Annotated in this window: 24 protein-coding genes; 17 read left to right on the top strand and 7 right to left on the bottom strand. The window is 62.9% G+C overall.

Annotated elements, in window-relative coordinates; genetic code table 11:
* Positions 1 to 18: 18 nt before the first annotated feature.
* From GGD57_RS26490 to hemC, 6 genes are all read right to left on the bottom strand, one after another.
* Positions 19 to 822 (bottom strand): glutamine amidotransferase, encoded by an 804-nt coding sequence (locus GGD57_RS26490; protein ID WP_432443403.1) that lies wholly within the window; start codon positions 820 to 822, stop codon positions 19 to 21.
* Complete coding sequence (locus GGD57_RS26485; protein ID WP_010066424.1) at positions 791 to 1,276, bottom strand: TerB family tellurite resistance protein; 486 nt, start codon at positions 1,274 to 1,276, stop codon at positions 791 to 793. The genes GGD57_RS26490 and GGD57_RS26485 overlap by 32 nt, the downstream gene beginning before the upstream one ends.
* 17 nt (positions 1,277 to 1,293) lie before the next feature.
* A complete protein-coding gene (locus GGD57_RS26480; protein ID WP_184473149.1) occupies positions 1,294 to 2,898 on the bottom strand; it encodes a heme biosynthesis protein HemY in 1,605 nt (534 codons plus the stop codon).
* 4 nt (positions 2,899 to 2,902) lie between these two features.
* Positions 2,903 to 4,189, bottom strand: a complete 1,287-nt coding sequence (locus tag GGD57_RS26475; protein ID WP_184473148.1) for a COG4223 family protein — start codon at positions 4,187 to 4,189, stop codon at positions 2,903 to 2,905.
* A 68-nt stretch (positions 4,190 to 4,257) separates the two neighbouring features.
* Positions 4,258 to 4,965, bottom strand: a complete 708-nt coding sequence (locus GGD57_RS26470; RefSeq protein WP_184473147.1) for a uroporphyrinogen-III synthase — start codon at positions 4,963 to 4,965, stop codon at positions 4,258 to 4,260.
* A gap of 7 nt (positions 4,966 to 4,972) precedes the next feature.
* A complete protein-coding gene (gene hemC / locus GGD57_RS26465; RefSeq protein WP_184473146.1) occupies positions 4,973 to 5,902 on the bottom strand; it encodes a hydroxymethylbilane synthase in 930 nt (309 codons plus the stop codon).
* Between the two features lie 72 nt (positions 5,903 to 5,974).
* Here hemC and tsaD point away from each other — a divergent pair, with 72 nt between their 5' ends.
* From tsaD to GGD57_RS26440, 5 genes are read left to right on the top strand one after another with little or no spacing between them, the layout of a single operon-like run.
* Positions 5,975 to 7,087: a tRNA (adenosine(37)-N6)-threonylcarbamoyltransferase complex transferase subunit TsaD gene (gene tsaD / locus GGD57_RS26460; protein ID WP_184473145.1), complete on the top strand. Its 1,113-nt coding sequence runs from the start codon at positions 5,975 to 5,977 to the stop codon at positions 7,085 to 7,087.
* Positions 7,084 to 8,067 (top strand): NAD(P)H-dependent glycerol-3-phosphate dehydrogenase, encoded by a 984-nt coding sequence (locus GGD57_RS26455; protein WP_184473144.1) that lies wholly within the window; start codon positions 7,084 to 7,086, stop codon positions 8,065 to 8,067. Before tsaD ends, GGD57_RS26455 begins: the two co-directional genes overlap by 4 nt.
* Positions 8,068 to 8,076: 9 nt before the next feature.
* On the top strand, positions 8,077 to 8,370 hold the full coding sequence (locus tag GGD57_RS26450) for a YciI-like protein (RefSeq protein WP_184473143.1): 294 nt from the start codon (positions 8,077 to 8,079) through the stop codon (positions 8,368 to 8,370).
* Positions 8,371 to 8,372: 2 nt separating this feature from the next.
* On the top strand, positions 8,373 to 8,804 hold the full coding sequence (locus GGD57_RS26445; RefSeq protein ID WP_184473142.1) for an EVE domain-containing protein: 432 nt from the start codon (positions 8,373 to 8,375) through the stop codon (positions 8,802 to 8,804).
* Complete coding sequence (locus tag GGD57_RS26440) at positions 8,801 to 9,454, top strand: class I SAM-dependent methyltransferase (RefSeq protein WP_184473141.1); 654 nt, start codon at positions 8,801 to 8,803, stop codon at positions 9,452 to 9,454. The genes GGD57_RS26445 and GGD57_RS26440 overlap by 4 nt, the downstream gene beginning before the upstream one ends.
* Positions 9,455 to 9,457: 3 nt before the next feature.
* On the opposite strand, the gene GGD57_RS26435 is transcribed toward GGD57_RS26440, so the two are convergent.
* On the bottom strand, positions 9,458 to 9,952 hold the full coding sequence (locus GGD57_RS26435; RefSeq protein ID WP_184473140.1) for a hypothetical protein: 495 nt from the start codon (positions 9,950 to 9,952) through the stop codon (positions 9,458 to 9,460).
* 438 nt (positions 9,953 to 10,390) lie between these two features.
* Here GGD57_RS26435 and sdhC point away from each other — a divergent pair, with 438 nt between their 5' ends.
* The 12 genes from sdhC to GGD57_RS26375 all read left to right on the top strand — a co-directional run bounded on the left by sdhC (position 10,391) and on the right by GGD57_RS26375 (position 23,818).
* A complete protein-coding gene (sdhC, locus tag GGD57_RS26430; protein WP_184473139.1) occupies positions 10,391 to 10,786 on the top strand; it encodes a succinate dehydrogenase, cytochrome b556 subunit in 396 nt (131 codons plus the stop codon).
* A 10-nt stretch (positions 10,787 to 10,796) separates the two neighbouring features.
* Positions 10,797 to 11,177 carry a succinate dehydrogenase, hydrophobic membrane anchor protein gene (gene sdhD, locus GGD57_RS26425; protein ID WP_065281503.1) on the top strand — a complete coding sequence of 127 codons (381 nt, stop codon included), beginning with the start codon at positions 10,797 to 10,799 and terminating at the stop codon, positions 11,175 to 11,177.
* Positions 11,178 to 11,184: 7 nt separating this feature from the next.
* Positions 11,185 to 13,026, top strand: a complete 1,842-nt coding sequence (sdhA, locus tag GGD57_RS26420; protein WP_184473138.1) for a succinate dehydrogenase flavoprotein subunit — start codon at positions 11,185 to 11,187, stop codon at positions 13,024 to 13,026.
* A gap of 350 nt (positions 13,027 to 13,376) precedes the next feature.
* Complete coding sequence (locus GGD57_RS26415; protein ID WP_003567268.1) at positions 13,377 to 14,156, top strand: succinate dehydrogenase iron-sulfur subunit; 780 nt, start codon at positions 13,377 to 13,379, stop codon at positions 14,154 to 14,156.
* Positions 14,157 to 14,161: 5 nt separating this feature from the next.
* Positions 14,162 to 14,980 carry a nucleotidyltransferase domain-containing protein gene (locus GGD57_RS26410; protein WP_210304050.1) on the top strand — a complete coding sequence of 273 codons (819 nt, stop codon included), beginning with the start codon at positions 14,162 to 14,164 and terminating at the stop codon, positions 14,978 to 14,980.
* Positions 14,981 to 15,116: 136 nt separating this feature from the next.
* Positions 15,117 to 15,632: a protease inhibitor Inh/omp19 family protein gene (locus tag GGD57_RS26405; RefSeq protein WP_184473137.1), complete on the top strand. Its 516-nt coding sequence runs from the start codon at positions 15,117 to 15,119 to the stop codon at positions 15,630 to 15,632.
* Between the two features lie 82 nt (positions 15,633 to 15,714).
* Positions 15,715 to 16,878 (top strand): cell division protein ZapE, encoded by a 1,164-nt coding sequence (zapE, locus tag GGD57_RS26400; protein ID WP_184473136.1) that lies wholly within the window; start codon positions 15,715 to 15,717, stop codon positions 16,876 to 16,878.
* Between the two features lie 178 nt (positions 16,879 to 17,056).
* Positions 17,057 to 18,019, top strand: coding sequence for a malate dehydrogenase (mdh, locus tag GGD57_RS26395; protein WP_003543522.1), 963 nt, complete (start codon positions 17,057 to 17,059; stop codon positions 18,017 to 18,019).
* Between the two features lie 36 nt (positions 18,020 to 18,055).
* Positions 18,056 to 19,249, top strand: a complete 1,194-nt coding sequence (gene sucC / locus GGD57_RS26390; RefSeq protein WP_184473135.1) for an ADP-forming succinate--CoA ligase subunit beta — start codon at positions 18,056 to 18,058, stop codon at positions 19,247 to 19,249.
* A gap of 8 nt (positions 19,250 to 19,257) precedes the next feature.
* A complete protein-coding gene (locus tag GGD57_RS26385; RefSeq protein ID WP_184473134.1) occupies positions 19,258 to 19,749 on the top strand; it encodes a DUF1579 family protein in 492 nt (163 codons plus the stop codon).
* A 13-nt stretch (positions 19,750 to 19,762) separates the two neighbouring features.
* Positions 19,763 to 20,665 carry a succinate--CoA ligase subunit alpha gene (gene sucD / locus GGD57_RS26380; RefSeq protein WP_184473133.1) on the top strand — a complete coding sequence of 301 codons (903 nt, stop codon included), beginning with the start codon at positions 19,763 to 19,765 and terminating at the stop codon, positions 20,663 to 20,665.
* A gap of 168 nt (positions 20,666 to 20,833) precedes the next feature.
* On the top strand, positions 20,834 to 23,818 hold the full coding sequence (locus GGD57_RS26375; RefSeq protein WP_184473132.1) for a 2-oxoglutarate dehydrogenase E1 component: 2,985 nt from the start codon (positions 20,834 to 20,836) through the stop codon (positions 23,816 to 23,818).
* The last annotated feature ends 6 nt before the right edge of the window (positions 23,819 to 23,824 follow it).

Here is a 23,824-nt window from a genome sequence, read left to right as displayed (position 1 = left end):
CTCCTGCCGAACGGCGCTTTATGCGGGAAGCGTGATCGGGGATGCGGCTTTCGCCGTCTTGCCTTCGAAGACGATATCGAGGAATTCGCTCAGCCAGGCTTTCAGCGGCGCGTCGAACAGCATGCGGCCTTCGAGATGTTCGCGGCCCTGCTGGGCGTTCGGCAGAATGAAGCGATGCGCGCCATGCACGACCCAGCGGTGCATCATCACCCGGGTGAGTTCGGCATGGAACTGCAGGCCCCAGGCGTTGCCGTCATAGCGGAAAGCCTGGTTGGGATAGGCATCGCCTTCGGCCAGAAGATCGGCGCCGTGCGGCAGCTCGAAGCCCTCGCGATGGAAATGATAGACCATCCTTGGCCAGTGCATCAGCAGCCGGCCCTTCTCGGTCGGGTGCAGCGGATACCAGCCGATCTCCGTCGAGCCGTCGGCATTCGACTGCACCTTGCCGCCGAGTTGACGCACCAGCATCTGCGCGCCGAGGCAGATGCCGAGATAGGGGCGTTTTTCCCGCAAGGGAATGTCGATCCAGTCGATCTCCTTCTTGACGAAGTCCTCGGGATCATTGGCGCTCATCGGCCCGCCGAAGACGACGGCGCCGGCATGATCTTTCAGCGTCACCGGCAGCGGCTCGCCGAGAACCGGGCGGCGAATATCGAGGCGGTAGCCCTTTTCGACGAGCAATTGGCCGACACGGCCGGGGCTCGACCGCTCCTGATGCAGGACGATGAGGATCGGGCGCCCGTCGCGGATCGGATTGTCGCGGATCGGGTTGTCGCGGTTGGGGTCTTGCTCAGTCGCTGTCATCTTGCGCAACCTGGACATCTGTCACCCTGGCGGCGGCCTCCTGCCGCTTCTGGATGCGCTCACGTGAGGAGACGCCGAGCAGGTCGGCGATACGCCAGATCACATGGTCTTCCATCTCGCTGCGTTCGCCATCGGCATAGACGATGTCCCAGAGAATGCCGATCAACTCCAGCCGCTGTTCGGTGTTGAGATGGCGTTTCAGGTCGGCGGTGAAGCGATAATAGTCGACGGCGGAGCTTTCGGCCTCGAGGCCGGCGGCGATCAGGGCGTCCAGCTGCTTGCCGTCGAGCGCATACTGCTCCTTCAACAGCTTGCGCAGCCGCTTCTTCTCGCTGGCCTTGATCTGACCATCGGCCTCCATCACCTGCATGCAGAGGGCTGCTACCGCGATGCGCGGATCGTCAGGGGCAAAACCCTTTTTCGGGTGGTCGGCGGTAAGCTTCTGGAAGAATGCCTGAAAGCGTTCGAACATGCGGTTTTCGTTCCATTTCAGAAAAGGCGGAGCCGTGTCCTGGGTTCCTGTTCCGCCTTGGGATCGCGAACGCCGGGATCATCCGGCAGCCCGCCAAAGAAAGGTTTTGCGTCGTTCGGTGCGCGTGCCTTATCGCCGACGGCCGGTTCGGCAGGCTTCTGCTTTGCCGGCGCCGGGCGCACAGCCTCGGCAATCGTCGCGGCGCGCTCCAGCTCGATGATGCGATGATCGTTGACCGGGCTTTCCGGCCTGACGTCGCGCAGCGGCGGCAGGGTCTTCAGGGCGGTTTCGATTGCGGCGGGCGCCGCACCGTCTTCGAGCGGACCCTCGATCTGGCCGAAGGGCGCCTTCCATTCGAAGGCGTCGAGGCGGCCGGTCACCGGCGACACCGGCAGCCATTTGTCGGAGACGAAACCATCAGCCACCCAGGCCGGATCGCGCGGGGCTTTCAGCGCCTGGGCGAGCCAATGGCGCACGCGGCCCTGGTCTCCGGTTTCGGCTTCCTCGATGTCGGCCAAGAGCAGGAAGGCGGCTTCACGCGGCTGCATGCGCGCTGCCGCTTCCGCCTTGGCGCGGGCCTTGGCAAATTCCTGTGCGTCGAGTGCAGCCTGGGCGACGACCAGAAGGGATTCGACATTGTTCGGACGCAGCCCCTCCAGCCGCTCGGCCCGCTTCAGCCGGTCGAGGGTGGAATCGCCGCTGCGCGCCCTGACATAGGCCTGGCCGATCTCGGGATGGGGTGCCGACTTCCAGGCCTGCTCGAGGATCGAGGCAGCCTTTCGCAGGCCGCCTTCGCGGAACAGCGCCTTTGCGGCAATGAGGGCTGCCGGAATGAAATCGGCGGCGAGTTTCAACGCCTGCAGGGCATCGTCGCGGGCGCCGGCCGGATTGCCTTCCAGCTTCTCGCCGGCGCGCGCCGTCAGAAGGACGGCGTGCAGGCGGTTGGCTTCGGCCTTTTCCACGACACGGGCGGCTTTCTGCTGCTCGAGCAGGCGGATCGCATCGTCCCAGCGGCCGGCCTGGCTGCGATATTCGAGTGTCGCCTGTGCGGCCCAGGGCAGATAGGGCGCATTGTCGGCAGCCTTCTCGGCATATTGGCGGGCGGCCTCATTGGCGCCGAGCCGGCGGGCCTCGAGATAAAGGCCGCGCAGGCCGAGTTCGCGGGTCTCGGGATCGTTGGCCATGGCCTCGAATTTGGCGCGGGCCTCGTCATTGCGGCCTTCGATCAGGGCGGCCTGGGCCTCGAGCAGGTTGATCAGCGGCTCCTGATCGGCGCGGATGAGGCCGCGCGAGCGGGCGGCCATCTTGCGGGCGAGGAGCGCATTACCGGCGCCGGCGGCGATCAAGCCGGTCGACAGCGCCTGATAACCGCGATCACGCTTGCGGGCGCGGAAATAACGCGTCACCGAATGCGGCGAGGTCCAGATCAGGCGGATGAACCACCAGACGAGCATGACGGCGGCGATCAGAGCGATGATCGCGCTGGCGGCGACGATCAGTTTGGTCTGATAGATCTGGCCCTCCCAGATCAGCGACAGGTCACCGGGGCGATCGGCAAGCCAGGAGAAGCCATAGGCGAGAGCCAGCACGAAAAGGGCGAAGGCGACAAGACGGATCAGCATGGTCTTATCCTTCCTTGCCGGTGCCGGAAACCGCTTTCGACAGCGCCCCGCCGACGAGTTCCTCGACGCGGATACGTGCTTCGAGCGACTGTTTGAACGCGGCGGATGCCTGCTTGCCCACGGCCGGCAGAGCGTTCCATTCGGCAGAAGCGCCTGGCAGATCGCCGTTCTTCACCTTGTCCTCCATGCGGGCGGCGATTGCTTCGACGCTTTCGCCCTCGATATTGCCGACGGGACGGACCGTGACCAGCGACTTGGCGCTCGACATCAGCCTGTCCGACCAGCTCTGGTTCGGATCCGGCTGGTTGACGGCTTCGACGATCGCAGTTGCAACGTCGGGAGCCTGCCGCACGAGTTCGGCGCGCGAGGGAATGCCGGTCTCGGCAAAGCTGCGCAGGTCGGCAACTGCGGGATCGTCGGGCGCGACGCCGGCGAAAGTATCGAGCTCGGCCAGGAACGGGCCGCCGCGATCGATCGCCGCCTTGAGGGCAGCGGCCGCAATCGCCTTGGCGACGGCGACATCCTGGCGCGGCTCGTTCAGCTTCTTTTCGGCCTCGTCCAGCCGCTTGGTGATATCGGCGCCGCTGGTCGTCTGCTGTTCGGAGGATTGGGCGAGCGTGGCGCGCAACTGGTCGAGCTGACCACTCAGCTCGGCAATCTTCTGGTTGAGTGCCTCGACATTTGCCGAATCGGCGGGCGCGCCGGCCGAGCGTGCCCCGGCAGCGGTTTCCAGCGCCGCGATACGCTTTTCAAGCGCGCCGTCCTTTGCGCTCGGCGGGTTGGCGGCGAGATTGGCGACGGTCTGTTTCAGGCCGTCGATCTCGCCGGAAAGATCGGCGGTGTCAGGCGAGCTCGTCTGCGGCGTGGAGGAACCCGGGAGATAACCGGCATATTGAATAGCGCCTGCGCCCAGCAGCGCCACGAGGCCGCCGAAAATGCCGGCGGCGATGAGGCCGGAAGTGCCGGCGCCGCGCGGCGCCGGCTGTTCGGGAGGGGGCGTGAAGGACGGTTCCGGGGCTGCCGACTCCTCCGCCTGCCCATCCATTCCAGACTGGTCCTGGTGTTCGGCCGGTTCGAGCTCGGCACGTTCATGTTCGCTCAGCGGTGCGGCTTCGGGCGGCATGCCGGCTTCGGTGCGGTCGACGTCGCCGACATCATTCTCCACCGGCTTTTCGGTATCGGCTGCAGCGGCGAAATCCTGTGCTTCGAGGTCGATCGTGACCGGCTTGTCGGCGCTCTTGGAATGGCGTGGCGGGTTTCCCGATACCATGAGGTCCTCTTTATCCTGCATTGCAACGAAACTAGACAGTGATGCCAATTAAGGGAAGAGGTTAGATCAAATTTGGGCGGCTGGAGCACTCAAAGCAGCGACAAAAGACTTATCTCATCCGGCATCGGTGCAATCGTCACGGTTTTTTTCAGGGTTGGCGGAACGGCTTGCGCCACCGCTTCGCTGAGGCAGAGGAGGCGGATTGCCGCCCCTTCCGGCAAGGCCGAGCGGAGTTGCTCCAGACCAAAGAAATCCTCGGCCGTCTGCCGGGAATAGAAGAGAACCGCGTCCGGCCAACCGCCCGCAAAAATCGCTTCGATCTCGGCCGGGCCGGGGGCAACCGGCTGCATGCGGTAACATTCAGCGACGGAAAAGCCGATGCCAAGTTCGCGCAACCTTCCTTCGAAAGTTTCCGCACGTGGGATGCCGGTGAGATAGAGCAGTCCGTGCGCCCCTCGCGCGGCGACGAGATCGGCGAGATCGCCGCCATTGCCCGACGACGAGAAAACCGATCGGAAGCCGAGGCGCCTGGCTGCTTGCGCTGTCGCCTCTCCGACCGCGAAAAGCGGGCGGGCGAGATGCGGGTCAAGGGTCTCACCGAGCGCCGAAACGACCCTGATGGCTTCGGCGCTGGTCACCGCGATCGCCCCGCTGGTGGCTGCAAGCGCGGCTGCTGCTGCAGCACTGTCATGCACGGGCCGACGCAGCGGCAGCAGCAAGGGTTCATGACCCATATTGCGCAACCGTTGTGCGGTTCTCGCCGCCGAATGCGCCGGGCGGGTGACGAGCACGCGCATGGTGGCCTCAGTGCCAGTCGTCGAAGAAAGCGCTGCCGGCCCTTGCGCGCACCTCCTGGCCGGCGCGGGTGCCGAGTGCGGCGGCATCGCGGCGGTGTCCATCGGTTGTCACTGCATGCTGGCTGCGGCCGTCGGGAGTGATGATCAGACCGGAGAAGCGGATCAGGTCGCCTTCGCAGACGGCATAACCGCCGATCGGCGTGCGGCAGGAGCCGTCGAGGGCGGCGAGAAAGGCGCGCTCGCAGGAGACGGTGTCGAAGGTCGCGGCATCGTTGATCGGCGCCAGCAGATCGTCGATCCTGTTATCGCCGATGCGGCTTTCGATGCAGATCGCGCCCTGCGCCGGCGCCGGCGGGAAGGTGTCGGGGTCGAGGATATCGGTAATCACCTCGACCTTGCCGAGGCGTTTCAGGCCGGCCAGCGCCAAAAGGGTCGCGTCGACCTGGCCCTCTTCGAGCTTGCGCAGGCGCGTTTCGACAAGGCCGCGGAAGGTGATGACGTTGATATCGGGCCGCATGCGGCGGATCAGCGCCTGGCGGCGCAGCGACGAGGAGCCGACGGTGGCGCCATGCGGCAGGTCGATCAGCTTGGGCGCGGTGCGGCCGATGACGGCGTCGCGGATATCCTCGCGCGGCAGATAGGCGGAAAGATGAAGGCCGTCCGGCAGATTCGTCGGCATGTCCTTGGCGGAGTGCACGGCGAAATCCAGTTCGCCGGCGACAAGCTTCTGTTCGAGTTCCTCGGTGAACAGGCCCTTGCCGCCGATTTCGGAGAGCGACCGGTCGGTGATGCGGTCGCCCTTGGTCGTCAGCACGACGATCTCGAACATTTCCTCGGGCAGGTGATGGGCCGCCATCAGCCTGTCGCGGGCCTCGTGCGCCTGGGCGAGCGCCAGCGGGCTGCCGCGCGTGCCGATCCGGAAAGGTTTTGTTTGCATCCGCTCTATTCCGTTGTTACCGGAGTTCTCGTAAACGGGTTTCCATCCCATCGCAATCAACGAACAGGCCTCATGGTTCCCTTTCTGCGCATCCTTGGCATCGAAACGAGCTGCGACGAGACCGCCGCCGCCGTCGTCGAGCGCGATGCGGACGGGCATTCCAGGGTGCTGTCGGATGTAGTGCTCTCCCAGCTCGACGAGCACAGCGGCTATGGCGGCGTGGTGCCGGAGATTGCCGCGCGCGCCCATGTCGAGGCGCTGGACGAGCTGATCGAGGAGGCGCTGACGCGCGCCAATGTGTCGCTCGCCGAGGTCGATGCCATTGCCGCCACCTCGGGGCCGGGGTTGATCGGCGGGCTGCTGGTGGGGTTGATGACCGGCAAGGCGATCGCCAGGGCTGCCGGCAAGCCGCTCTATGCGGTCAACCATCTCGAAGGCCACGCGCTGACGGCGCGGCTGACGGACGGGCTTTCGTTTCCCTATCTGATGCTGCTCGTCTCCGGCGGCCATACCCAGCTTATCCTGGTGCGTGGCGTCGGAGATTACCAGCGCTGGGGCACGACGATCGACGATGCGCTCGGCGAGGCCTTCGACAAGACGGCAAAGCTGCTCGGCCTGCCCTATCCCGGCGGCCCGGCGGTGGAGCGGATGGCGCGGGAGGGCAATCCCGATCGTTTCGCGTTTCCACGGCCGCTGGTCGGCGAGGCAAGGCTCGACTTCTCCTTCTCCGGCCTGAAGACCGCGGTGCGGCAGGCGGCACAGGATATTGCGCCGCTCAGCGATCAGGACGTGGCGGATATCTGCGCCTCGTTCCAGATGGCGATTTCGCGCACGCTGAAGGACCGCATCGGCCGCGGCCTGCAACGGTTCAAGATGGAATTTCCAGCGGCGACCGGCCCATCGACCGATGAGAAGCCGGCGCTGGTCGTTGCCGGCGGTGTCGCCGCCAATCTCGAATTGCGCGCCACATTGCAGGCGCTTTGCGACAAGAACGGCTTCCGCTTCATCGCGCCGCCGCTCAGCCTCTGCACCGACAACGCGGTGATGATCGCCTGGGCGGGGCTGGAGCGGATGGCGACAGGTGCGGCGCCTGATCCGCTCGACGTCCAGCCGCGTTCGCGCTGGCCGCTCGATTCCAATGCGGAAACGCTGATCGGATTCGGAAAACGAGGGGCCAAGGCATGAGCGAAAACATCGCCGTCGTCGGATCTGGGGCTTTCGGCACGGCGCTTGCCGCCGTCATCGCCCTTGCCGGCCGCAGCGCGGTGACGCTTGTCGGTCGCGATCCGTCGCTAATTGCAGATCTGAAGGCCGAACGCCTGCATGACGCGGTGCTGCCGGGCATTCTCCTGCCCGATACGCTCAAATTTTCCGCCGAGGCGGATGCGATTGCCGACGCCTCCATCGTGCTCTTTGCGATGCCGTCGCAGGCGCAGGCCGATGCGGCGCGGCAATACGGCCCCTATCTTGCCAAAGACGCTGTGGTCGTCACCTGCGCCAAGGGCATCGAGCGGGCGACCGGCAATCTTCTGACCGATATGCTGGAACGGGAACTGCCGGACCATTCCATCGCGGTGCTGTCCGGCCCGGGTTTTGCCGCCGATATCGCCAAGGGCCTGCCGACGGCGATGGCGATCGCGGCTGAAGACATGGAGACGGCGGAGCGGCTTGCGCAGGCGATATCCGGCCGGACTTTTCGGCTCTACGCCTCTAATGACCGGATCGGCGTTCAGCTCGGCGGCGCGCTGAAGAACGTACTGGCGATCGCCTGCGGCATTGTCGAAGGCCGCGGCATCGGCGATTCCGCCCGCGCAGCACTGATTGCCCGCGGCCTTGCGGAAATGTCGCGTTTCGTCGTCGCCAAGGGCGGCCAGGCCGATACGGTGCGCGGGCTTTCCGGCCTCGGCGATCTGGTGCTGACGGCGACCAGCCATCAATCGCGAAACTTGCGCTTCGGCATCGCGCTCGGGCGCGGCGAAAAGGTCGATCCGCTGCAGGGCGCGCTGGTCGAAGGCGCGCTTGCCGCCTCCGTCGCCGCGCGGCTTGCGGCAGAGCTTGCGATCAGCATGCCGATCACCGATGCCGTGTCCGCCATCATCGACGGCAGGCTCGATATATCAGAGGCGATAGAACAGCTGATGACGCGCCCGATCACCACCGAATAGGAGACAGACATGCTTTTCGCCCTTCTCTGCAAGGACAAGCCCGGACATCTGAATGTGCGCATGGAGACGCGCCCGACGCATCTCGAGTATCTGAACGGGCTGAATGCCGAGGGCATATTGAAGATCGCCGGCCCGTTTCTGGATGACGAGGGCAAAGCCTGCGGCAGCCTGATCATCGTCGAAGCTGCGACAAAGGAGGCGGCGCGTGCGCTTGCCGATGCCGATCCTTACACCAAGGCCGGTCTGTTCGAAAGCGTCGACGTCAAGGCCTACAACTGGGTCTTCAACAAACCGGAAGCATAAGCATGGCGCACTGGCTCTATAAATCCGAACCCGCTGCCTGGTCCTGGGAGCAGCAGAAGGCTGCCGGCGCCAAGGGCACGGAATGGACCGGCGTGCGCAACTATCTGGCGCGCAACAACATGCGGGCGATGCAGATCGGCGACAAGGGGTTCTTCTATCACTCCAATGACGGGTTGGAGATCGTCGGCATTGTCGAAGTCTGCACGCTGTCGCATCCCGATTCCACCGCCAAGGACGATCCGAAGTGGGATTGCGTCGATATCCGCGCGGTCATGGATATGCCGAAGCCGGTGACGCTGAAGGATGTGAAGGCGAGCGAGAAGCTGGCCAAGATGGCGCTCGTCACCTCGATGCGGCTTTCGGTGCAGCCGGTGACCGAGGAGGAATATCTCGAAGTCTGCCGCATGGGCGGGCTGGACAATCCGCCGCGTTGAAAACCGATCCCGAAGCCTTCATCCGCGCCAATACCAGCGTGATGGCGCCGCCGCATGTGCCGGAGATTTCGCTGCATCTGGCAAGCGAAGCGCATGAGCTGTGGCTGAAGACGGAGGAGGAACTGGAAGCGATCGGCCTGCCGCCGCCTTTCTGGGCTTTTGCCTGGGCGGGCGGACAGGGGCTGGCGCGCTACATCCTCGATAACACGGAGATGGTGCAGGGCAAGACCGTGCTGGATTTCGCCAGCGGGTCCGGTCTCGTCGGCATTGCGGCCGTCATCGCCGGCGCCCTTGAGGTCACGGCCTGCGATATCGATCCCTGGGCGGAGGCCGCAGTCCGGCTGAATGCGCAGGCCAACCACGTTTCGCTCGGATTTACCGGCGCCGACCTGATCGGCAAGGCCGTCGATGCGGATATCGTGCTTGCCGGCGACGTCTTCTACGACAGCGCTTTTGCCGCGGCACTCGTTCCCTGGCTCGCGAGCCTGGCGGCCGACGGCAAACTGGTGCTGGTCGGCGACCCCGGCCGCAGCTACCTGCCGAGAGATCGGCTGGAATTCTGCGCGGTCTATGAAGTGCCGGTAACGCGGGCGCTGGAGGATAGCGAAATCAAGAAGACGACGGTGTGGCGCTTCGGCGCCGGTTCCTGAAGATCAAGGCCGGATGACGCAGACATTGGCTTCGTAGGCGCAAGGGTCGTCCTGGACGGCGACGTCGATGACCTTCGCCTTCGGGGCCTGCGGCTCGAGCCGCACCGCGGGACCATATCCATAGCCGTTGCCGCCGACATAAGTTCCGCCGTCGACCTGAAAGGCATAGGAGGAGCCGGAATAGGTGCCGCCGCTGTCGCCGCCCGGCGCCTGGGGTGCGATGATGACCAGAGGGCCGCGGGCGATGCGATTTGTCGCCGGGGATGAAAACCGCTTCAGGAACGGCATCCGGTCCCTGACGTATCGGGGGCCGAAAGCATGATCGAAACGGAGGCCGCGATTGCGCCAGCCCGCACGTTCGCCAAGAAACAATCCGTTGTGGAAATTGTGGCGATGGCCGAAAAAGCGCTCCCCGTGGCGGCGCTCGCCGGCCGTAGCCGGAAGCGCGACGAGCGCGGACAGGGCAAGCAGGGTGACGACGGACAGACTGCGAAACATGGACGCCGGCCTCCGAAAATCCAATCGTTAACAAATCGTTAACGCCAGATTGCGCCAAAAGCCGTGGCTTGTCCATGTGCAGGGGAAGAACGCGATAAATATTGAGCGCAAAAGGCCAGTTTTGTGAGAAGGCCTCAGTTTCCCGTCGAGGCGCAGACCCCCTCCAATCATTGGTTTTTGCTCTCTCGCCGGCAAAATCGCGTCGCGTCTTGCCCGGGAAAGCCGCTTCGGATTTTCCTGGAGTTGCTCACGCCGGCAAACTTCCCGGTAACCCGAATCGATTAAATTAAAAGCAGACAGCGATTGTGCTTGTCGTCGGCGTTTTCGGTGATTAAACGTCGCAATTGATGCAACGCACACAGAGAATTTTGTCATTCGTGTGGTTGACTGAGCATGCTCCGAAATCCGGGAGCGCAGAGAAGCCGCCGCGAGGTTCTGATGGCGAACGTGACAAATAATCGGCCCCTGTCGCCGCATTTGCAAATCTACAAACCTATTCCCACCATGGTCATGTCGATCGTCCACCGCATTACCGGTGGCGCGCTCTACGTCGGCACGCTGCTGGTCGCCTGGTGGCTGATCGCAGCGGCAAGCGGCCAGGGCTCCTATGACTGGGCCAACTGGGTGCTCGGCAGCCTCCTCGGCAAGTTCGTGCTGCTCGGTTATACCTGGGCGCTGCTGCATCACATGCTCGGCGGTTTCCGCCACTTCATGTGGGATCTCGGTTATGGCTTCGAGAAGGAGTTCTCGACCAAGCTCGCCATCGCCAACGTCATCGGGTCGCTCAGTCTGACCGTGCTGGTCTGGGTGATCGGCTTCCTCATTCGCTTCTGAAGGTCCTATCATGGATATGCGCACCCCCCTCGGCAAGGTTCGCGGGCTCGGCTCCGCCAAGGACGGCACGGACCATTTCTGGCGCCAGCGGCTGACAGCCGTCGCCAATGTTCCGCTCATCCTGTTCTTCGTCATCTTCATGCTCGCCTATGCCGGCGCGCCTTATGCGGATGTGGTTCGCGCGCTGTCGAACCCCTTCGTCGCGGTCGTCATGGGGCTGATGGTGATATCGGGCGTCATCCACATGAAGCTCGGCATGCAGGTCATCATCGAGGATTACGTGCATGGCGAGTTCGGCAAGATCGCGCTGCTGATGCTGAACACCTTCTTTGCGATCCTGATCGCCGGCCTCTGTCTTTTCGCCATTCTGAAAATCGCATTCGTAGGATAAGCTCGATATGGCACCGACTTCACCCGCCCAGAACGGCAAGGCCTACAAATATATCGATCACTCCTATGACGTGATCGTCGTCGGCGCCGGCGGCGCGGGCCTGCGCGCCACGCTCGGCATGGCCGAGCAGGGGTTCCGCACGGCCTGCATCACCAAGGTATTCCCGACCCGCTCGCACACGGTCGCGGCCCAGGGCGGGATCGCCGCCTCGCTGCGCAACATGACGCCGGACAGCTGGCAGTGGCACCTCTACGACACCGTCAAGGGTTCCGACTGGCTCGGCGACGTCGACGCCATGCAGTATCTGACCATGGAAGCGCCGAAGGCGGTCTATGAGCTCGAGCATTACGGCGTGCCGTTCTCGCGCAACGAGGAAGGCAAGATCTATCAGCGTCCGTTCGGCGGCCACATGCAGAATTACGGCGAAGGCCCGCCGGTGCAGCGCACCTGCGCCGTCGCCGACCGCACCGGCCACGCCATCCTGCACACGCTCTATGGCCAGTCGTTGCGCAACAACGCCGAATTCTTCATCGAGTATTTCGCGCTCGACCTGATCATGTCGGAAGACGGCAGCCGCTGCACCGGCGTTGTCGCCTGGTGCCTCGATGACGGCACGATCCATCGCTTCGCCGCCAAGATGGTGGTGCTGGCGACCGGCGGCTACGGCCGCGCCTATTTCTCGGCAACGTCTGCCCATACCTGCACCGGCGACGGCGGCGGCATGGTGGCGCGTGCCGGCCTGCCGCTGCAGGACATGGAATTCGTGCAGTTCCACCCGACCGGCATCTATGGTTCGGGCTGTCTGATCACCGAAGGCGCACGCGGCGAAGGCGGTTACCTCGTCAATTCCGAGGGCGAACGCTTCATGGAGCGTTATGCGCCTTCGGCCAAGGACCTAGCCTCGCGCGACGTCGTTTCGCGCTGCATGACGCTGGAGATCCGCGAAGGCCGCGGCGTCGGCAAGAACAAGGATCACATCTTCCTGCATCTCGACCATCTCGATCCGGCCGTTCTGCATGAGCGTCTGCCGGGGATTTCCGAGAGCGCCAAGATCTTTGCCGGCGTCGACGTCACCCGCGAGCCGATCCCGGTTCTGCCGACCGTTCACTACAATATGGGCGGCATTCCCACCAATTATTGGGGCGAAGTGCTGAACGCCGACAGCGCCAATCCGGAGCGGATCATCCCCGGCCTGATGGCTGTCGGCGAGGCCGGCTGCGCCTCGGTGCACGGTGCCAACCGCCTCGGCTCCAACTCGCTGATCGACCTCGTGGTCTTCGGCCGCGCCGCTGCGATCCGCGCCGGCGAAGTCATCGACCGCGCAGCGCCCACCCCGCATCTCAACGTCGCTGCCTGCGACAGGATCATGGACCGCTTCGACGGTCTGCGTCACGCCAGCGGCGGCACGCCGACGGCTGTGCTGCGCGAGAAGATGCAGCGCGCCATGCAGGAAGACGCTGCCGTGTTCCGCACGCAGGACTCGCTGGAATCCGGCTGCCGGCGCATTTCGGCGATCTGGGGCGAGATGCAGGATATCAAGGTCACCGACCGTTCGATGGTCTGGAACTCCGACCTGGTGGAAACGCTCGAACTGCAGAACCTGATGGCCAATGCCATCACGACGATCTACGGCGCCGAGGCCCGCAAGGAGAGCCGCGGTTCGCATGCCCGCGAGGATTATACCGAAGGTGCATTCGCCGGCCGCGACGACCTCAACTGGCGCAAGCACACGCTTGCCTGGGTGAACGAGGCGGGCAATGTGAAGCTCGATTATCGGCCGGTTCACACCGAGCTCATCGCCGAAGGCATCGATCCGCACAAGATCGAGCCGAAGGCGCGAGTGTACTGATCATGAAACGACATTTGGGATACGTTGTCCTTGCCGCAGCCATGCTCGCCGCCTCGCCGACAGTTGCGGGGGAGCGGTACAAGCTCCGCGCGCCAGGGGGATTAAGTGCTCAGCTGGGCAATGACGTTGGCGTTTGGAAGACAGCCGATGCTGCTCGCAAGGCGCGCGCGTCGATTGGGGCTGAGAATGTCACGTCGCCGAATTTAGAATGCATCGTTCCGCCGGGAATCAAGGCCGAAGTCATTAGGCGTGAGAAATCGGTTGCGTATGTGCGGGCAAGCAATGCTGCCTTCGGTGGTTGCAGGGGGTACGTGAAAACGGACTTCCTGTCGGCAAACTAGGATCTTACCATGGTTGAACTCGCTCTCCCCAAGAATTCTCAGATGCGCGAAGGCAAGGTCTGGCCGAAGCCGGCGGGTGCCAAGAACACCCGTGAGTTCCGCGTCTACCGCTGGAGCCCGGATGATGGACAGAACCCATCGATCGACACTTTCTACATCGATGTCGACGATTGCGGCCCGATGGTGCTCGACGGCCTGCTCTACATCAAGAACAAGATCGACCCGACGCTGACCTTGCGCCGCTCCTGTCGCGAGGGCATCTGCGGCTCCTGCGCGATGAACATCGACGGCACCAATACGCTGGCCTGCACCAAGGGCCTCGACGATATCAAAGGCGCGGTGAAGATCTATCCGCTGCCGCATCTGCCCGTCGTCAAGGATCTGGTGCCCGACCTCACCAACTTCTACGCCCAGCATCGTTCGATCGAGCCGTGGCTGAAGACGGTGTCGCCGGCGCCCGCCAAGGAATGGAAGCAGAGCCATGAGGACCGTCAGAAGCTCGACGGCCTCTATGAATGCATCCTCTGCGCCTGCTGCTCGACCTCCTGTCCGAGCTACTGGTGGAACGGCGACCGCTATCTCGGCCCGGCGGTCCTGCTGCAGGCCTATCGCTGGCTGATCGATTCCAGGGATGAGGCGACCGGCGAACGTCTCGACAATCTCGAAGATCCGTTCCGCCTCTATCGCTGCCACACGATCATGAACTGCGCGCAGACCTGCCCGAAGGGCCTCAATCCGGCCAAGGCGATCGCCGAAATCAAGAAAATGATGGTCGAACGCCGGGTCTGATCAGCATGCATGCCGATGGCGGAATAGACGGCTTCGATCCCGAAGCCGTCAAGGAGATCAGGTCGCGGCTTGCCTCGGTGCGCGAACAGGGCATTCACATCGGTTTTGCGATCGAAAGCGGCAGCCGCGCCTGGGGATTTCCATCTCCCGACAGTGATTATGACTGCCGCTTCGTCTATATCCGTCCCGTCACGCATCATCTCGCGCTTGCTGCGGCGCGCGATGTCATCGAATTTCCGATCATTGGTGATATCGATACCGGTGGCTGGGATTTGCGAAAGGCGCTACTGCTTGCCCTCAAGGGCAACGCGGTGGTGGTCGAATGGCTGAAATCGCCGATCGTCTATGAAGAGGAAGCCGGTTTTCGCTCACGCCTGGGCGAGCTGCTCGATCTGATCATGGTTCCGGAAAAGGTCGCTGCCCACTATGTGGGGCTTATGCGGCAGCATTTTCAGAGCCAGGGCGAGGGGGCGATCAAGCTGAAGAAGCTCCTTTATACCGTCCGCCCGGCCATCGCGCTCGAATGGATGCGGCAGCGTTCGTTTCATGTGCTGCCGCCGATGAATATGCTGGAATGCCTCGAAGCGATCTCGATCGCGCCCGATCTTCGAACGGCGATCCTCGACCTCGTGCATGTCAAGAAACAGACGCGCGAAATGGGGGAAGGTCTGCCGCCGACGCTGGTGCAATCCTTTCTGCAGAACTCGTTCGAGCGTTATTCCCAGATATTGCGGGAGTTCGACAGGGATCCGGACAGAGATCAACGCGCGCAACACCTTGCTGACAAATTCTATGTGCAGGAAGTTTTGCAGCGGGACAGTTGAACTGTATCGTTTTTCGGTTAGTTGTTGTCACGGGCAATTTATGCAGCCTGACTTGATTAACCAAAGCGAATTACGATAATCGGACTTGTCTCACGCCCGTTTCTCTACGGTGATGGCCGAATTCAGGAGTATGATGATGCAGTTGCGATATGCGATGACAGGTCTGGTGGTGGCTCTCGCGCTAGCCGGTTGTCAGCGTACGGCATATGATTACAGCTCCAGCCCGAATGCCGGACCGGCGCCGCTGACGGCACAGCCGGTTCCCTCGGTGCAGGGCGGGCAGCTTCCGCCGGTCAATAACTCGCAGTTTCCGGCGGCACCGACGGCGACGACGGCATCGATGCCGGGGGCTCAGCCCGGCGCAATGGCCGCGAATGCGCTAGATGTCACCAAGGAATCGATGGTCGGAAGCTGGCGTGTCAACGGCAGCTGCGACATGTTCCTGACGCTGACCAATCTCGGCAGCGGTTCGCGTGGCGGAACACGCGGCTGTGTCGGCGAGCTGACGGCAATGGGCTCCTGGGAGGTTTCCGGCAAGCAGGTGCTGCTCAAGGATCGCTCGGGCAACCAGCTCGGCAGCGTCTACAAGACGGCCGATAACCGCTTCGACGGACAGACGAGCACAGGCCAGCAGATCAGCCTGAGCCGGTAAGCAAACCGGCGCGGCAAACGAACCCGGCGTGGTAAACGATCCGGCGGACCTGCGCCGTTGACTGACAGGCGGACATGCCCTCATGCAACCAATGCCGGATTATGCGCTCAGCGTCTGCGAACAGCTTAAAGCGCTGACCGCATCGGGCGCGCTTCAGGTCGATTCCGCCCAGATGGACGTGGCAAAGAGCCTTGACCGGGTACTTGCCGGGCTGAAACAGCGGCGGCCGGCGGCAAAATCGAGTGCGCTCGGCTGGCTGTTTGCCGCCAAGAAGAAATCCGCCGACGGCGCCAAGGGGCTTTACATCCATGGCAGCGTCGGCCGCGGCAAGACCATGCTGATGGACATGTTCTTCTCGATGGCGCCGTGCAAGAAAAAACGCCGGGCGCACTTCCACGAATTCATGGCGGATGTGCACAACCGCATCGCGGCGCACCGGCTGAAGCTCAAGAACGGCGAGACGAAGCAGGCCGATCCGATGCCTCCGGTTGCCGCAGCGCTTTACGAGGAAGCGGAACTGCTCTGCTTCGACGAGTTCACGGTCACCGACATCGCCGATGCGATGATCCTGTCGCGGCTGTTCTCCGAACTTTTCGCGCGTGGATGCGTGCTGGTCGCGACCTCGAACGTCGAACCCGACAATCTCTACAGGGATGGCCTTAATCGCGGCCTCTTCCTGCCCTTCGTCGCCCTGCTCAAACAGCATGTCGATATCGTCACCCTGGATTCGCCGACCGATTACCGGATGGAGAAGCTGAACAGTCAGCCGGTCTATCTGGTGCCGATCAACGAGCACAACGACATGGCGATGGATGCGTCGTGGACGCAGGCGCTGCACGGGCGCAAGGCGCAGCCGCTGGATATTCCGATGAAGGGGCGCCACATCCACGTGCCGCTCGCCGTCGACCGCATGGCGCGGTTCTCCTTTACCGATCTTTGTGACAAGCCGCTCGGGGCGACCGATTTTCTCGCGATCGCCGAACGTTTCGACATGGTCTTCGTCGATCACATCCCCTTGCTCGGACCGGAAAAACGGAACCAGATCAAGCGGTTCATCATTCTGGTCGATACGTTCTACGATCATGCCGTGCGGCTCTACATTTCCGCAGCCGCCATGCCGGAGGAGCTGCTGGTGCAGCGCCGGGGCACTGAGGGGTTCGAATTCGACCGCACGGCCTCGCGCCTTTTCGAGATGCGCAGTGCCGAATATCTTGCGCTGCACCATGAGAAGCGGGCCGCCGAGTAACAATCCAGTGACAAGCTATCTTACGTTTACGTAAGAATTTTTGTATCTAAACGATTGAAAACGCTGCATCAAAATTAATGGATTGCCATTTTTTGGCTTTGGGTCTATGCGATTGCGGCATTGGGTGGTGCCTTGCTGCGTGCTGCTCGACGAATTTGATCGCAAAGGAAACAGCGAAATGGCGCGTAACAAGATCGCACTCATTGGTTCTGGCATGATTGGTGGCACGCTGGCGCACCTCGCCGGCCTGAAGGAACTGGGCGACATCGTCCTCTTCGATATTGCGGACGGCATTCCCCAGGGCAAGGGTCTCGACATCTCCCAGTCCTCGCCGGTTGAAGGCTTCGACGTCAATCTGACGGGCGCCAGCGACTATTCTGCGATCGAAGGCGCCGACGTCTGCATCGTCACCGCCGGCGTCGCCCGCAAGCCGGGCATGAGCCGCGACGATCTTCTCGGCATCAACCTCAAGGTCATGGAACAGGTCGGCGCCGGCATCAAGAAATATGCCCCGAACGCCTTCGTGATCTGCATCACCAACCCGCTCGACGCCATGGTCTGGGCGCTGCAGAAGTTCTCCGGCCTTCCGGCCAACAAGGTCGTCGGCATGGCCGGCGTTCTCGACTCTTCGCGCTTCCGGCTTTTCCTCGCCAAGGAATTCAACGTCTCCGTCCAGGACGTGACGGCCTTCGTGCTCGGCGGCCACGGCGATACGATGGTGCCGCTCGCCCGTTACTCCACCGTCGGCGGCATTCCGCTCACCGACCTCGTCACCATGGGCTGGGTCACCAAGGAACGTCTCGAAGAGATCATTCAGCGCACCCGTGACGGCGGCGCCGAAATCGTCGGCCTGTTGAAGACCGGCTCGGCCTATTACGCGCCGGCCGCCTCGGCGATCGAAATGGCCGAATCCTACCTCAAGGACAAGAAGCGCGTGCTGCCCTGCGCGGCCCATCTGAGCGGTCAGTACGGCGTCAAGGACATGTATGTCGGCGTTCCCACCGTCATCGGTGCCGGCGGCGTCGAGCGCATCATCGAGATCGACCTCAACAAGACCGAGAAGGAAGCCTTCGACAAGTCCGTCGGCGCCGTCGCCGGTCTCTGCGAAGCCTGCATCAACATCGCGCCTGCCCTCAAGTAGGCGATGGGCTGAACCAATCGAAATAGGGATAGACCCATGAACATTCATGAATATCAAGCCAAGGCTCTGCTGAAGGGCTATGGCGCGCCGGTTGCCGAGGGTGTGGCTATTCTCAAGGTCGAGGAAGCCGAGGCTGCCGCCAAGTCGCTTCCCGGCCCGCTTTACGTGGTCAAGAGCCAGATCCATGCCGGCGGCCGCGGCAAGGGCAAGTTCAAGGAACTGTCGCCGGAAGCCAAGGGCGGCGTGCGTCTCGCCAAGTCGATCGACGAAGTGGTCGCCCATGCCAAGGAAATGCTTGGTCATACGCTGGTGACGGCCCAGACCGGCGAAGCCGGCAAGCAGGTCAATCGCCTTTACATCGAAGACGGCGCCGACATTGCCCGCGAGCTCTATTGCTCGCTGCTGGTCGACCGCTCGGTCGGCCGTGTGGCTTTCGTGGTTTCCACCGAAGGCGGCATGGATATCGAAGCTGTCGCCCACGACACGCCCGAGAAGATCCAGACGATCGCCATCGATCCGGAAGCCGGCGTGACGGCTGCCGACGTTGCAGCGATCTCCAAGGCTCTGCAGCTCGACGGCGCTGCCGCCGAAGATGCCAAGTCGCTCTTCCCGGCGCTCTACAAGGCCTTCAACGAGAAGGACATGGCGCTGCTCGAGGTCAATCCGCTGATCGTCATGAAGGATGGCCACCTGCGCGTTCTCGACGCCAAGATGTCCTTCGACGGCAATGCGCTCTTCCGTCACGACGACGTCAAGCTGCTGCGCGACGAGACCGAAGAAGACGCCAAGGAAATCGAGGCCTCGAAGTGGGACCTCGCCTATGTCGCCCTCGACGGCAATATCGGCTGCATGGTCAATGGCGCCGGCCTTGCCATGGCGACGATGGATATCATCAAGCTCTACGGTAAAGAGCCGGCTAACTTCTGCGATGTCGGCGGCGGCGCCGGCAAGGAGAAGGTTGCTGCGGCTTTCAAGATCATCACCGCGGACCCCAAGGTCGAAGGCATCCTCGTCAACATCTTCGGCGGCATCATGAAGTGCGATGTCATTGCCGAGGGCGTGATTGCCGCGGTCAAGGAAGTCGGCCTCAAGGTTCCGCTCGTCGTGCGCCTTGAAGGCACCAATGTCGAGCTCGGCAAGAAGATCCTGAACGAGTCGGGTCTCGCCATCACGGCGGCTGACGACTTGGACGATGCGGCCAAGAAGATCGTCGCGGCGATCAACGGCTGAGAACGATCATGGCCTTCCATTCCACGCCCTCCGCAGCGCATTTTCGCCTCAACGCCTTCGCCGGCGTATGGGACGGGGAAGAGCGTATTGCGGCGTCGGCGTGGACGAGTGAAGGCAAGGCCAGTGCCGCGCTCTCCGGCGAGACGCTGTTCGGCGGGTTCTTCCTCGAACAGCGCTATCGTCAGACGCGTGACGGTGCCGTTTCCTTCGAGGCCCGAAATGTTTTCGGCTTCGATGCTTCGGACCAGTCCTACAAGCTCTACCAGTTCGACAGCGCGGGTTTTGCGCCTCCCTCCCCGGCTTCCGGGGAGTGGAACGGCAATGAGCTGGTGCTGATGAAGACTTCGCCGCGCGGCAGACAGCGCGCCGCATTCGCATTTGACAATGAAGACTGCTACCGGATGGGCGTCAGCTTTTCGCCTGCAGGCAGCGATACTTGGCAGGAGGTCGTCAGCGGCATCTATCGTCGTGCGCCCTCCACGTCTTCCAACCTCTCCTAAATAAAGGCCTCGCATGTCCATTCTCGTCAACAAAGACACCAAGGTTCTCGTGCAGGGCCTGACCGGCAAGACCGGCACGTTCCACACCGAACAGGCGCTCGCCTATTACGGCACGCAGATGGTCGGCGGCATCCACCCGAAGAAGGGCGGCGAAAACTGGACCGGCTCGAAGGGCGAAAGCCTGCCGATCTTCGCAACCGTTGCCGAAGGCAAGGAAAAGACCGGCGCCAACGCATCGGTCATCTATGTTCCGCCGGCCGGTGCTGCCGATGCGATCATCGAGGCGATCGACGCCGAGATCCCGTTCATCACCTGCATCACCGAAGGCATCCCGGTCATGGACATGGTGCGCGTCAAGGCTCGCCTCGACCGTTCCAAGTCGCGACTGCTTGGGCCCAACTGCCCGGGCATCATGACCCCGGAAGAGTGCAAGATCGGCATCATGCCGGGCTCGATCTTCCGCAAAGGCTCGGTCGGCATCGTGTCCCGTTCGGGCACGCTGACCTATGAAGCCGTGTTCCAGACCTCCAACGAAGGCCTCGGCCAGACGACGGCCGTCGGCATCGGCGGCGACCCGGTCAAGGGCACCGAGTTCATCGACGTGCTGGAAATGTTCCTGGCCGACGAAGCCACGACCTCGATCATCATGATCGGCGAAATCGGCGGCTCGGCTGAAGAAGACGCGGCCCAGTTCCTCATCGATGAGGCCAAGAAGGGCCGCAAGAAGCCGATGGCCGGCTTCATCGCCGGCCGTACGGCGCCGAAGGGCCGCACCATGGGCCATGCCGGCGCCGTGGTATCCGGCGGCAAGGGCGATGCGGAATCGAAGATCGCGGCGATGGAAGCGGCAGGCATCAAGGTGTCGCCGTCTCCGGCCCGCCTCGGCAAGACGCTGGTTGAAGTCCTCAAGGGCTAATCCAACTTATACCCGGGCGGAGGAGCGGCATCTCAGCCTTCCGCCCGGCCTTGACGGCACGAGACATGCAGATGCGCCGCGGACAGGCGGCAATCGGAATGCGGCAGCCGGCGATAGCCGGCAAATTCATCAAAGTCGGGAGGCGGACGGAAGCGTCCGCATAACACCATGGCACGGCAAGAAGCCAACGAGCAGTTTCAGATCACCTCGTTTTTGGATGGCGCCAACGCGGCCTATATCGAGCAGCTCTATGCGCGATACGAAGAGGATCCGGCGTCGGTCGACGATCAGTGGCGCACCTTCTTCAAGGCGCTGGAAGACGATCCCAGCGATGTGAAGAGAGCGGCCAAGGGGGCTTCCTGGCGCAAGAAGAACTGGCCGCTGGCGGCCGGCGGCGATCTGGTGTCGGCGCTCGACGGCGACTGGGGCATCGTCGAGAAGGTCATCGAGACCAAGGTCAAGGCCAAGGCCGAAGCGCAGGGCAAGCCTGTCGACAGCACCGACGTTCTGCAGGCGACGCGCGATTCCGTGCGCGCCATCATGATGATCCGCGCCTACCGCATGCGCGGCCACCTGCATGCCAAGCTCGACCCGCTCGGCATCGCCGCATCGGTCGACGATTATCGCGAGCTGTCGCCGGAGAATTACGGCTTCACATCAGCCGATTACGACCGCAGGATCTTCATCGATAACGTGCTCGGCCTGGAATACGCGACCATCCGCGAGATGATCGATATTCTCGAGCGCACCTATTGCTCGACGCTCGGCGTCGAATTCATGCACATCTCCAATCCGGAAGAGAAGGCCTGGATCCAGGAGCGTATCGAAGGACCGGACAAGGGCGTGGCTTTCACGGCCGAAGGCAAGAAGGCGATCCTTGCCAAGCTCATCGAAGCCGAAGGCTACGAACAGTTCCTCGACGTCAAGTTCAAGGGCACCAAGCGCTTCGGCCTCGACGGCGGCGAATCGCTGATCCCGGCGCTAGAGCAGATCTTGAAGCGCGGCGGTCATCTCGGCCTCAAGGAAGCCGTCTTCGGCATGGCCCATCGCGGCCGCCTGAACGTGCTGTCCCAGGTCATGGGCAAACCGCACCGGGCGATCTTCCACGAGTTCAAGGGCGGCTCCTACGCACCCGACGAAGTCGAAGGTTCGGGCGACGTCAAGTACCATCTCGGCGCCTCCTCCGACCGTGAATTCGACGGCAACAAGGTGCATGTCTCGCTGACGGCAAACCCCTCGCATCTTGAAATCGTCGACCCGGTGGTCATGGGCAAGGCCCGCGCCAAGCAGGACATGAATGCGGCCGTCTGGGACGGCGACATCATTCCGCTTTCCGAACGCGCCAAGGTTCTGCCGCTGCTGATTCATGGCGACGCGGCCTTCGCCGGCCAGGGCGTCATCGCCGAAATCCTCGGCCTTTCCGGTCTGCGCGGCCATCGCGTCGCCGGCACCATGCACGTCATCATCAACAACCAGATCGGCTTCACCACGAACCCGGCCTTCTCGCGTTCGTCGCCCTATCCGTCCGACGTCGCCAAGATGATCGAGGCGCCGATCTTCCACGTCAACGGCGACGATCCGGAAGCGGTCGTTTATGGCGCCAAGATCGCCACCGAATTCCGCATGAAGTTCCACAAGCCTGTGGTGCTCGACATGTTCTGCTATCGCCGCTACGGCCACAATGAAGGCGATGAACCGTCCTTCACGCAGCCGAAGATGTACAAGGTCATCCGCGGCCACAAGACCGTGCTGCAGATCTATGCGGCGCGTCTCGTCGCCGAAGGCCTGCTCACCGAAGGTGAAGTCGAGAAACTGAAGGCCGACTGGCGCGCCCATCTCGAACAGGAGTTCGAGGCCGGCCAGCACTATAAGCCGAATAAGGCCGACTGGCTTGATGGCGAGTGGTCGGGCCTGCGCGCGGCCGACAATGCCGACGAGCAGCGCCGCGGCAAAACGGCCGTGCCGATGAAGACGCTGAAGGAGATCGGCCGCAAGCTGTCGGAGATCCCGGCAGGCTTCAATGCCCATCGCACGATCCAGCGCTTCATGGAAAACCGCGCCAACATGATCGCCACCGGCGAGGGCATCGACTGGGCGATGGCCGAAGCGCTCTCCTTCGGCGCGCTTTGCGTCGAAGGCAGCAAGATCCGTCTGTCCGGCCAGGATTGCGAACGCGGCACCTTCTCGCAGCGCCATTCGGTTCTCTACGATCAGGAAACCGAGGAACGCTACATCCCGCTCGCCAACCTCTCGCCGACGCAGGGTCGCTACGAAGTCATCAATTCGATGCTTTCGGAAGAGGCGGTGCTCGGTTTCGAATACGGCTACTCGCTTGCCCGCCCGAATGCGCTGACGCTCTGGGAAGCCCAGTTCGGCGATTTCGCCAACGGCGCGCAGGTGGTTTTCGACCAGTTCATCTCGTCGGGCGAACGCAAATGGCTGCGCATGTCGGGCCTCGTCTGCCTGCTGCCGCATGGTTATGAAGGTCAGGGCCCGGAACATTCCTCGGCCCGCCTCGAGCGTTTCCTGCAGCTTTGCGCAGAAGACAATATGCAGGTCGCCAACGTCACGACGCCGGCGAACTACTTCCATATCCTGCGCCGGCAGCTGAAGCGCGACTTCCGCAAGCCGCTGATCCTGATGACGCCGAAATCGCTGCTGCGCCACAAGCGGGCGGTCTCGACGCTTGCCGAAATGGCCGGCGAATCCGCCTTCCATCGCCTGCTCTGGGACGATGCCGAAGTGATCAAGGACGGCCCGATCAAGCTGCAGAAGGACAACAAGATCCGTCGTGTCGTCATGTGCTCCGGCAAGGTCTATTACGATCTTCTCGAAGAACGCGAAAAGCGCGGCATCGACGACATCTATCTCCTGCGTGTCGAACAGCTCTATCCGTTCCCGGCAAAGGCGCTGATCAACGAGCTGTCGCGCTTCCGCAATGCCGAGATGGTCTGGTGCCAGGAAGAGCCGAAGAACATGGGCGCATGGTCGTTCATCGACCCCTTCCTCGAATGGGTGCTCGCCCATATCGATGCAAAGTACCAGCGCGTCCGTTATACCGGCCGTCCGGCCGCCGCCTCACCGGCGACGGGCCTGATGTCCAAGCATCTGTCGCAGCTCGCCGCATTCCTCGAGGATGCATTGGGCGGCTAAAACAAG

The organism is Rhizobium esperanzae, assembly GCF_014197615.1.
GTDB lineage: Bacteria > Pseudomonadota > Alphaproteobacteria > Rhizobiales > Rhizobiaceae > Rhizobium > Rhizobium esperanzae_A.
This window is presented reverse-complemented; position numbering and strand designations above follow the sequence as displayed.

What these genes read in the sequence shown, in the direction of transcription:
- GGD57_RS26490 (WP_432443403.1), bottom strand. Translation starts at nt 822, where the DNA reads ATGTCCAGGTTGCGCAAGATGACAGCGACTGAGCAAGACCCCAACCGC.
- GGD57_RS26485 (WP_010066424.1), bottom strand. Translation starts at nt 1,276, where the DNA reads ATGTTCGAACGCTTTCAGGCATTCTTCCAGAAGCTTACCGCCGACCAC.
- GGD57_RS26480 (WP_184473149.1), bottom strand. Translation starts at nt 2,898, where the DNA reads ATGCTGATCCGTCTTGTCGCCTTCGCCCTTTTCGTGCTGGCTCTCGCC.
- GGD57_RS26475 (WP_184473148.1), bottom strand. Translation starts at nt 4,189, where the DNA reads ATGCAGGATAAAGAGGACCTCATGGTATCGGGAAACCCGCCACGCCAT.
- GGD57_RS26470 (WP_184473147.1), bottom strand. Translation starts at nt 4,965, where the DNA reads ATGCGCGTGCTCGTCACCCGCCCGGCGCATTCGGCGGCGAGAACCGCA.
- hemC (WP_184473146.1), bottom strand. Translation starts at nt 5,902, where the DNA reads ATGCAAACAAAACCTTTCCGGATCGGCACGCGCGGCAGCCCGCTGGCG.
- tsaD (WP_184473145.1), top strand. Translation starts at nt 5,975, where the DNA reads ATGGTTCCCTTTCTGCGCATCCTTGGCATCGAAACGAGCTGCGACGAG.
- GGD57_RS26455 (WP_184473144.1), top strand. Translation starts at nt 7,084, where the DNA reads ATGAGCGAAAACATCGCCGTCGTCGGATCTGGGGCTTTCGGCACGGCG.
- GGD57_RS26450 (WP_184473143.1), top strand. Translation starts at nt 8,077, where the DNA reads ATGCTTTTCGCCCTTCTCTGCAAGGACAAGCCCGGACATCTGAATGTG.
- GGD57_RS26445 (WP_184473142.1), top strand. Translation starts at nt 8,373, where the DNA reads ATGGCGCACTGGCTCTATAAATCCGAACCCGCTGCCTGGTCCTGGGAG.
- GGD57_RS26435 (WP_184473140.1), bottom strand. Translation starts at nt 9,952, where the DNA reads ATGTTTCGCAGTCTGTCCGTCGTCACCCTGCTTGCCCTGTCCGCGCTC.
- sdhC (WP_184473139.1), top strand. Translation starts at nt 10,391, where the DNA reads ATGGCGAACGTGACAAATAATCGGCCCCTGTCGCCGCATTTGCAAATC.
- sdhD (WP_065281503.1), top strand. Translation starts at nt 10,797, where the DNA reads ATGGATATGCGCACCCCCCTCGGCAAGGTTCGCGGGCTCGGCTCCGCC.
- sdhA (WP_184473138.1), top strand. Translation starts at nt 11,185, where the DNA reads ATGGCACCGACTTCACCCGCCCAGAACGGCAAGGCCTACAAATATATC.
- GGD57_RS26415 (WP_003567268.1), top strand. Translation starts at nt 13,377, where the DNA reads ATGGTTGAACTCGCTCTCCCCAAGAATTCTCAGATGCGCGAAGGCAAG.
- GGD57_RS26410 (WP_210304050.1), top strand. Translation starts at nt 14,162, where the DNA reads ATGCATGCCGATGGCGGAATAGACGGCTTCGATCCCGAAGCCGTCAAG.
- GGD57_RS26405 (WP_184473137.1), top strand. Translation starts at nt 15,117, where the DNA reads ATGCAGTTGCGATATGCGATGACAGGTCTGGTGGTGGCTCTCGCGCTA.
- zapE (WP_184473136.1), top strand. Translation starts at nt 15,715, where the DNA reads ATGCAACCAATGCCGGATTATGCGCTCAGCGTCTGCGAACAGCTTAAA.
- mdh (WP_003543522.1), top strand. Translation starts at nt 17,057, where the DNA reads ATGGCGCGTAACAAGATCGCACTCATTGGTTCTGGCATGATTGGTGGC.
- sucC (WP_184473135.1), top strand. Translation starts at nt 18,056, where the DNA reads ATGAACATTCATGAATATCAAGCCAAGGCTCTGCTGAAGGGCTATGGC.
- GGD57_RS26385 (WP_184473134.1), top strand. Translation starts at nt 19,258, where the DNA reads ATGGCCTTCCATTCCACGCCCTCCGCAGCGCATTTTCGCCTCAACGCC.
- sucD (WP_184473133.1), top strand. Translation starts at nt 19,763, where the DNA reads ATGTCCATTCTCGTCAACAAAGACACCAAGGTTCTCGTGCAGGGCCTG.
- GGD57_RS26375 (WP_184473132.1), top strand. Translation starts at nt 20,834, where the DNA reads ATGGCACGGCAAGAAGCCAACGAGCAGTTTCAGATCACCTCGTTTTTG.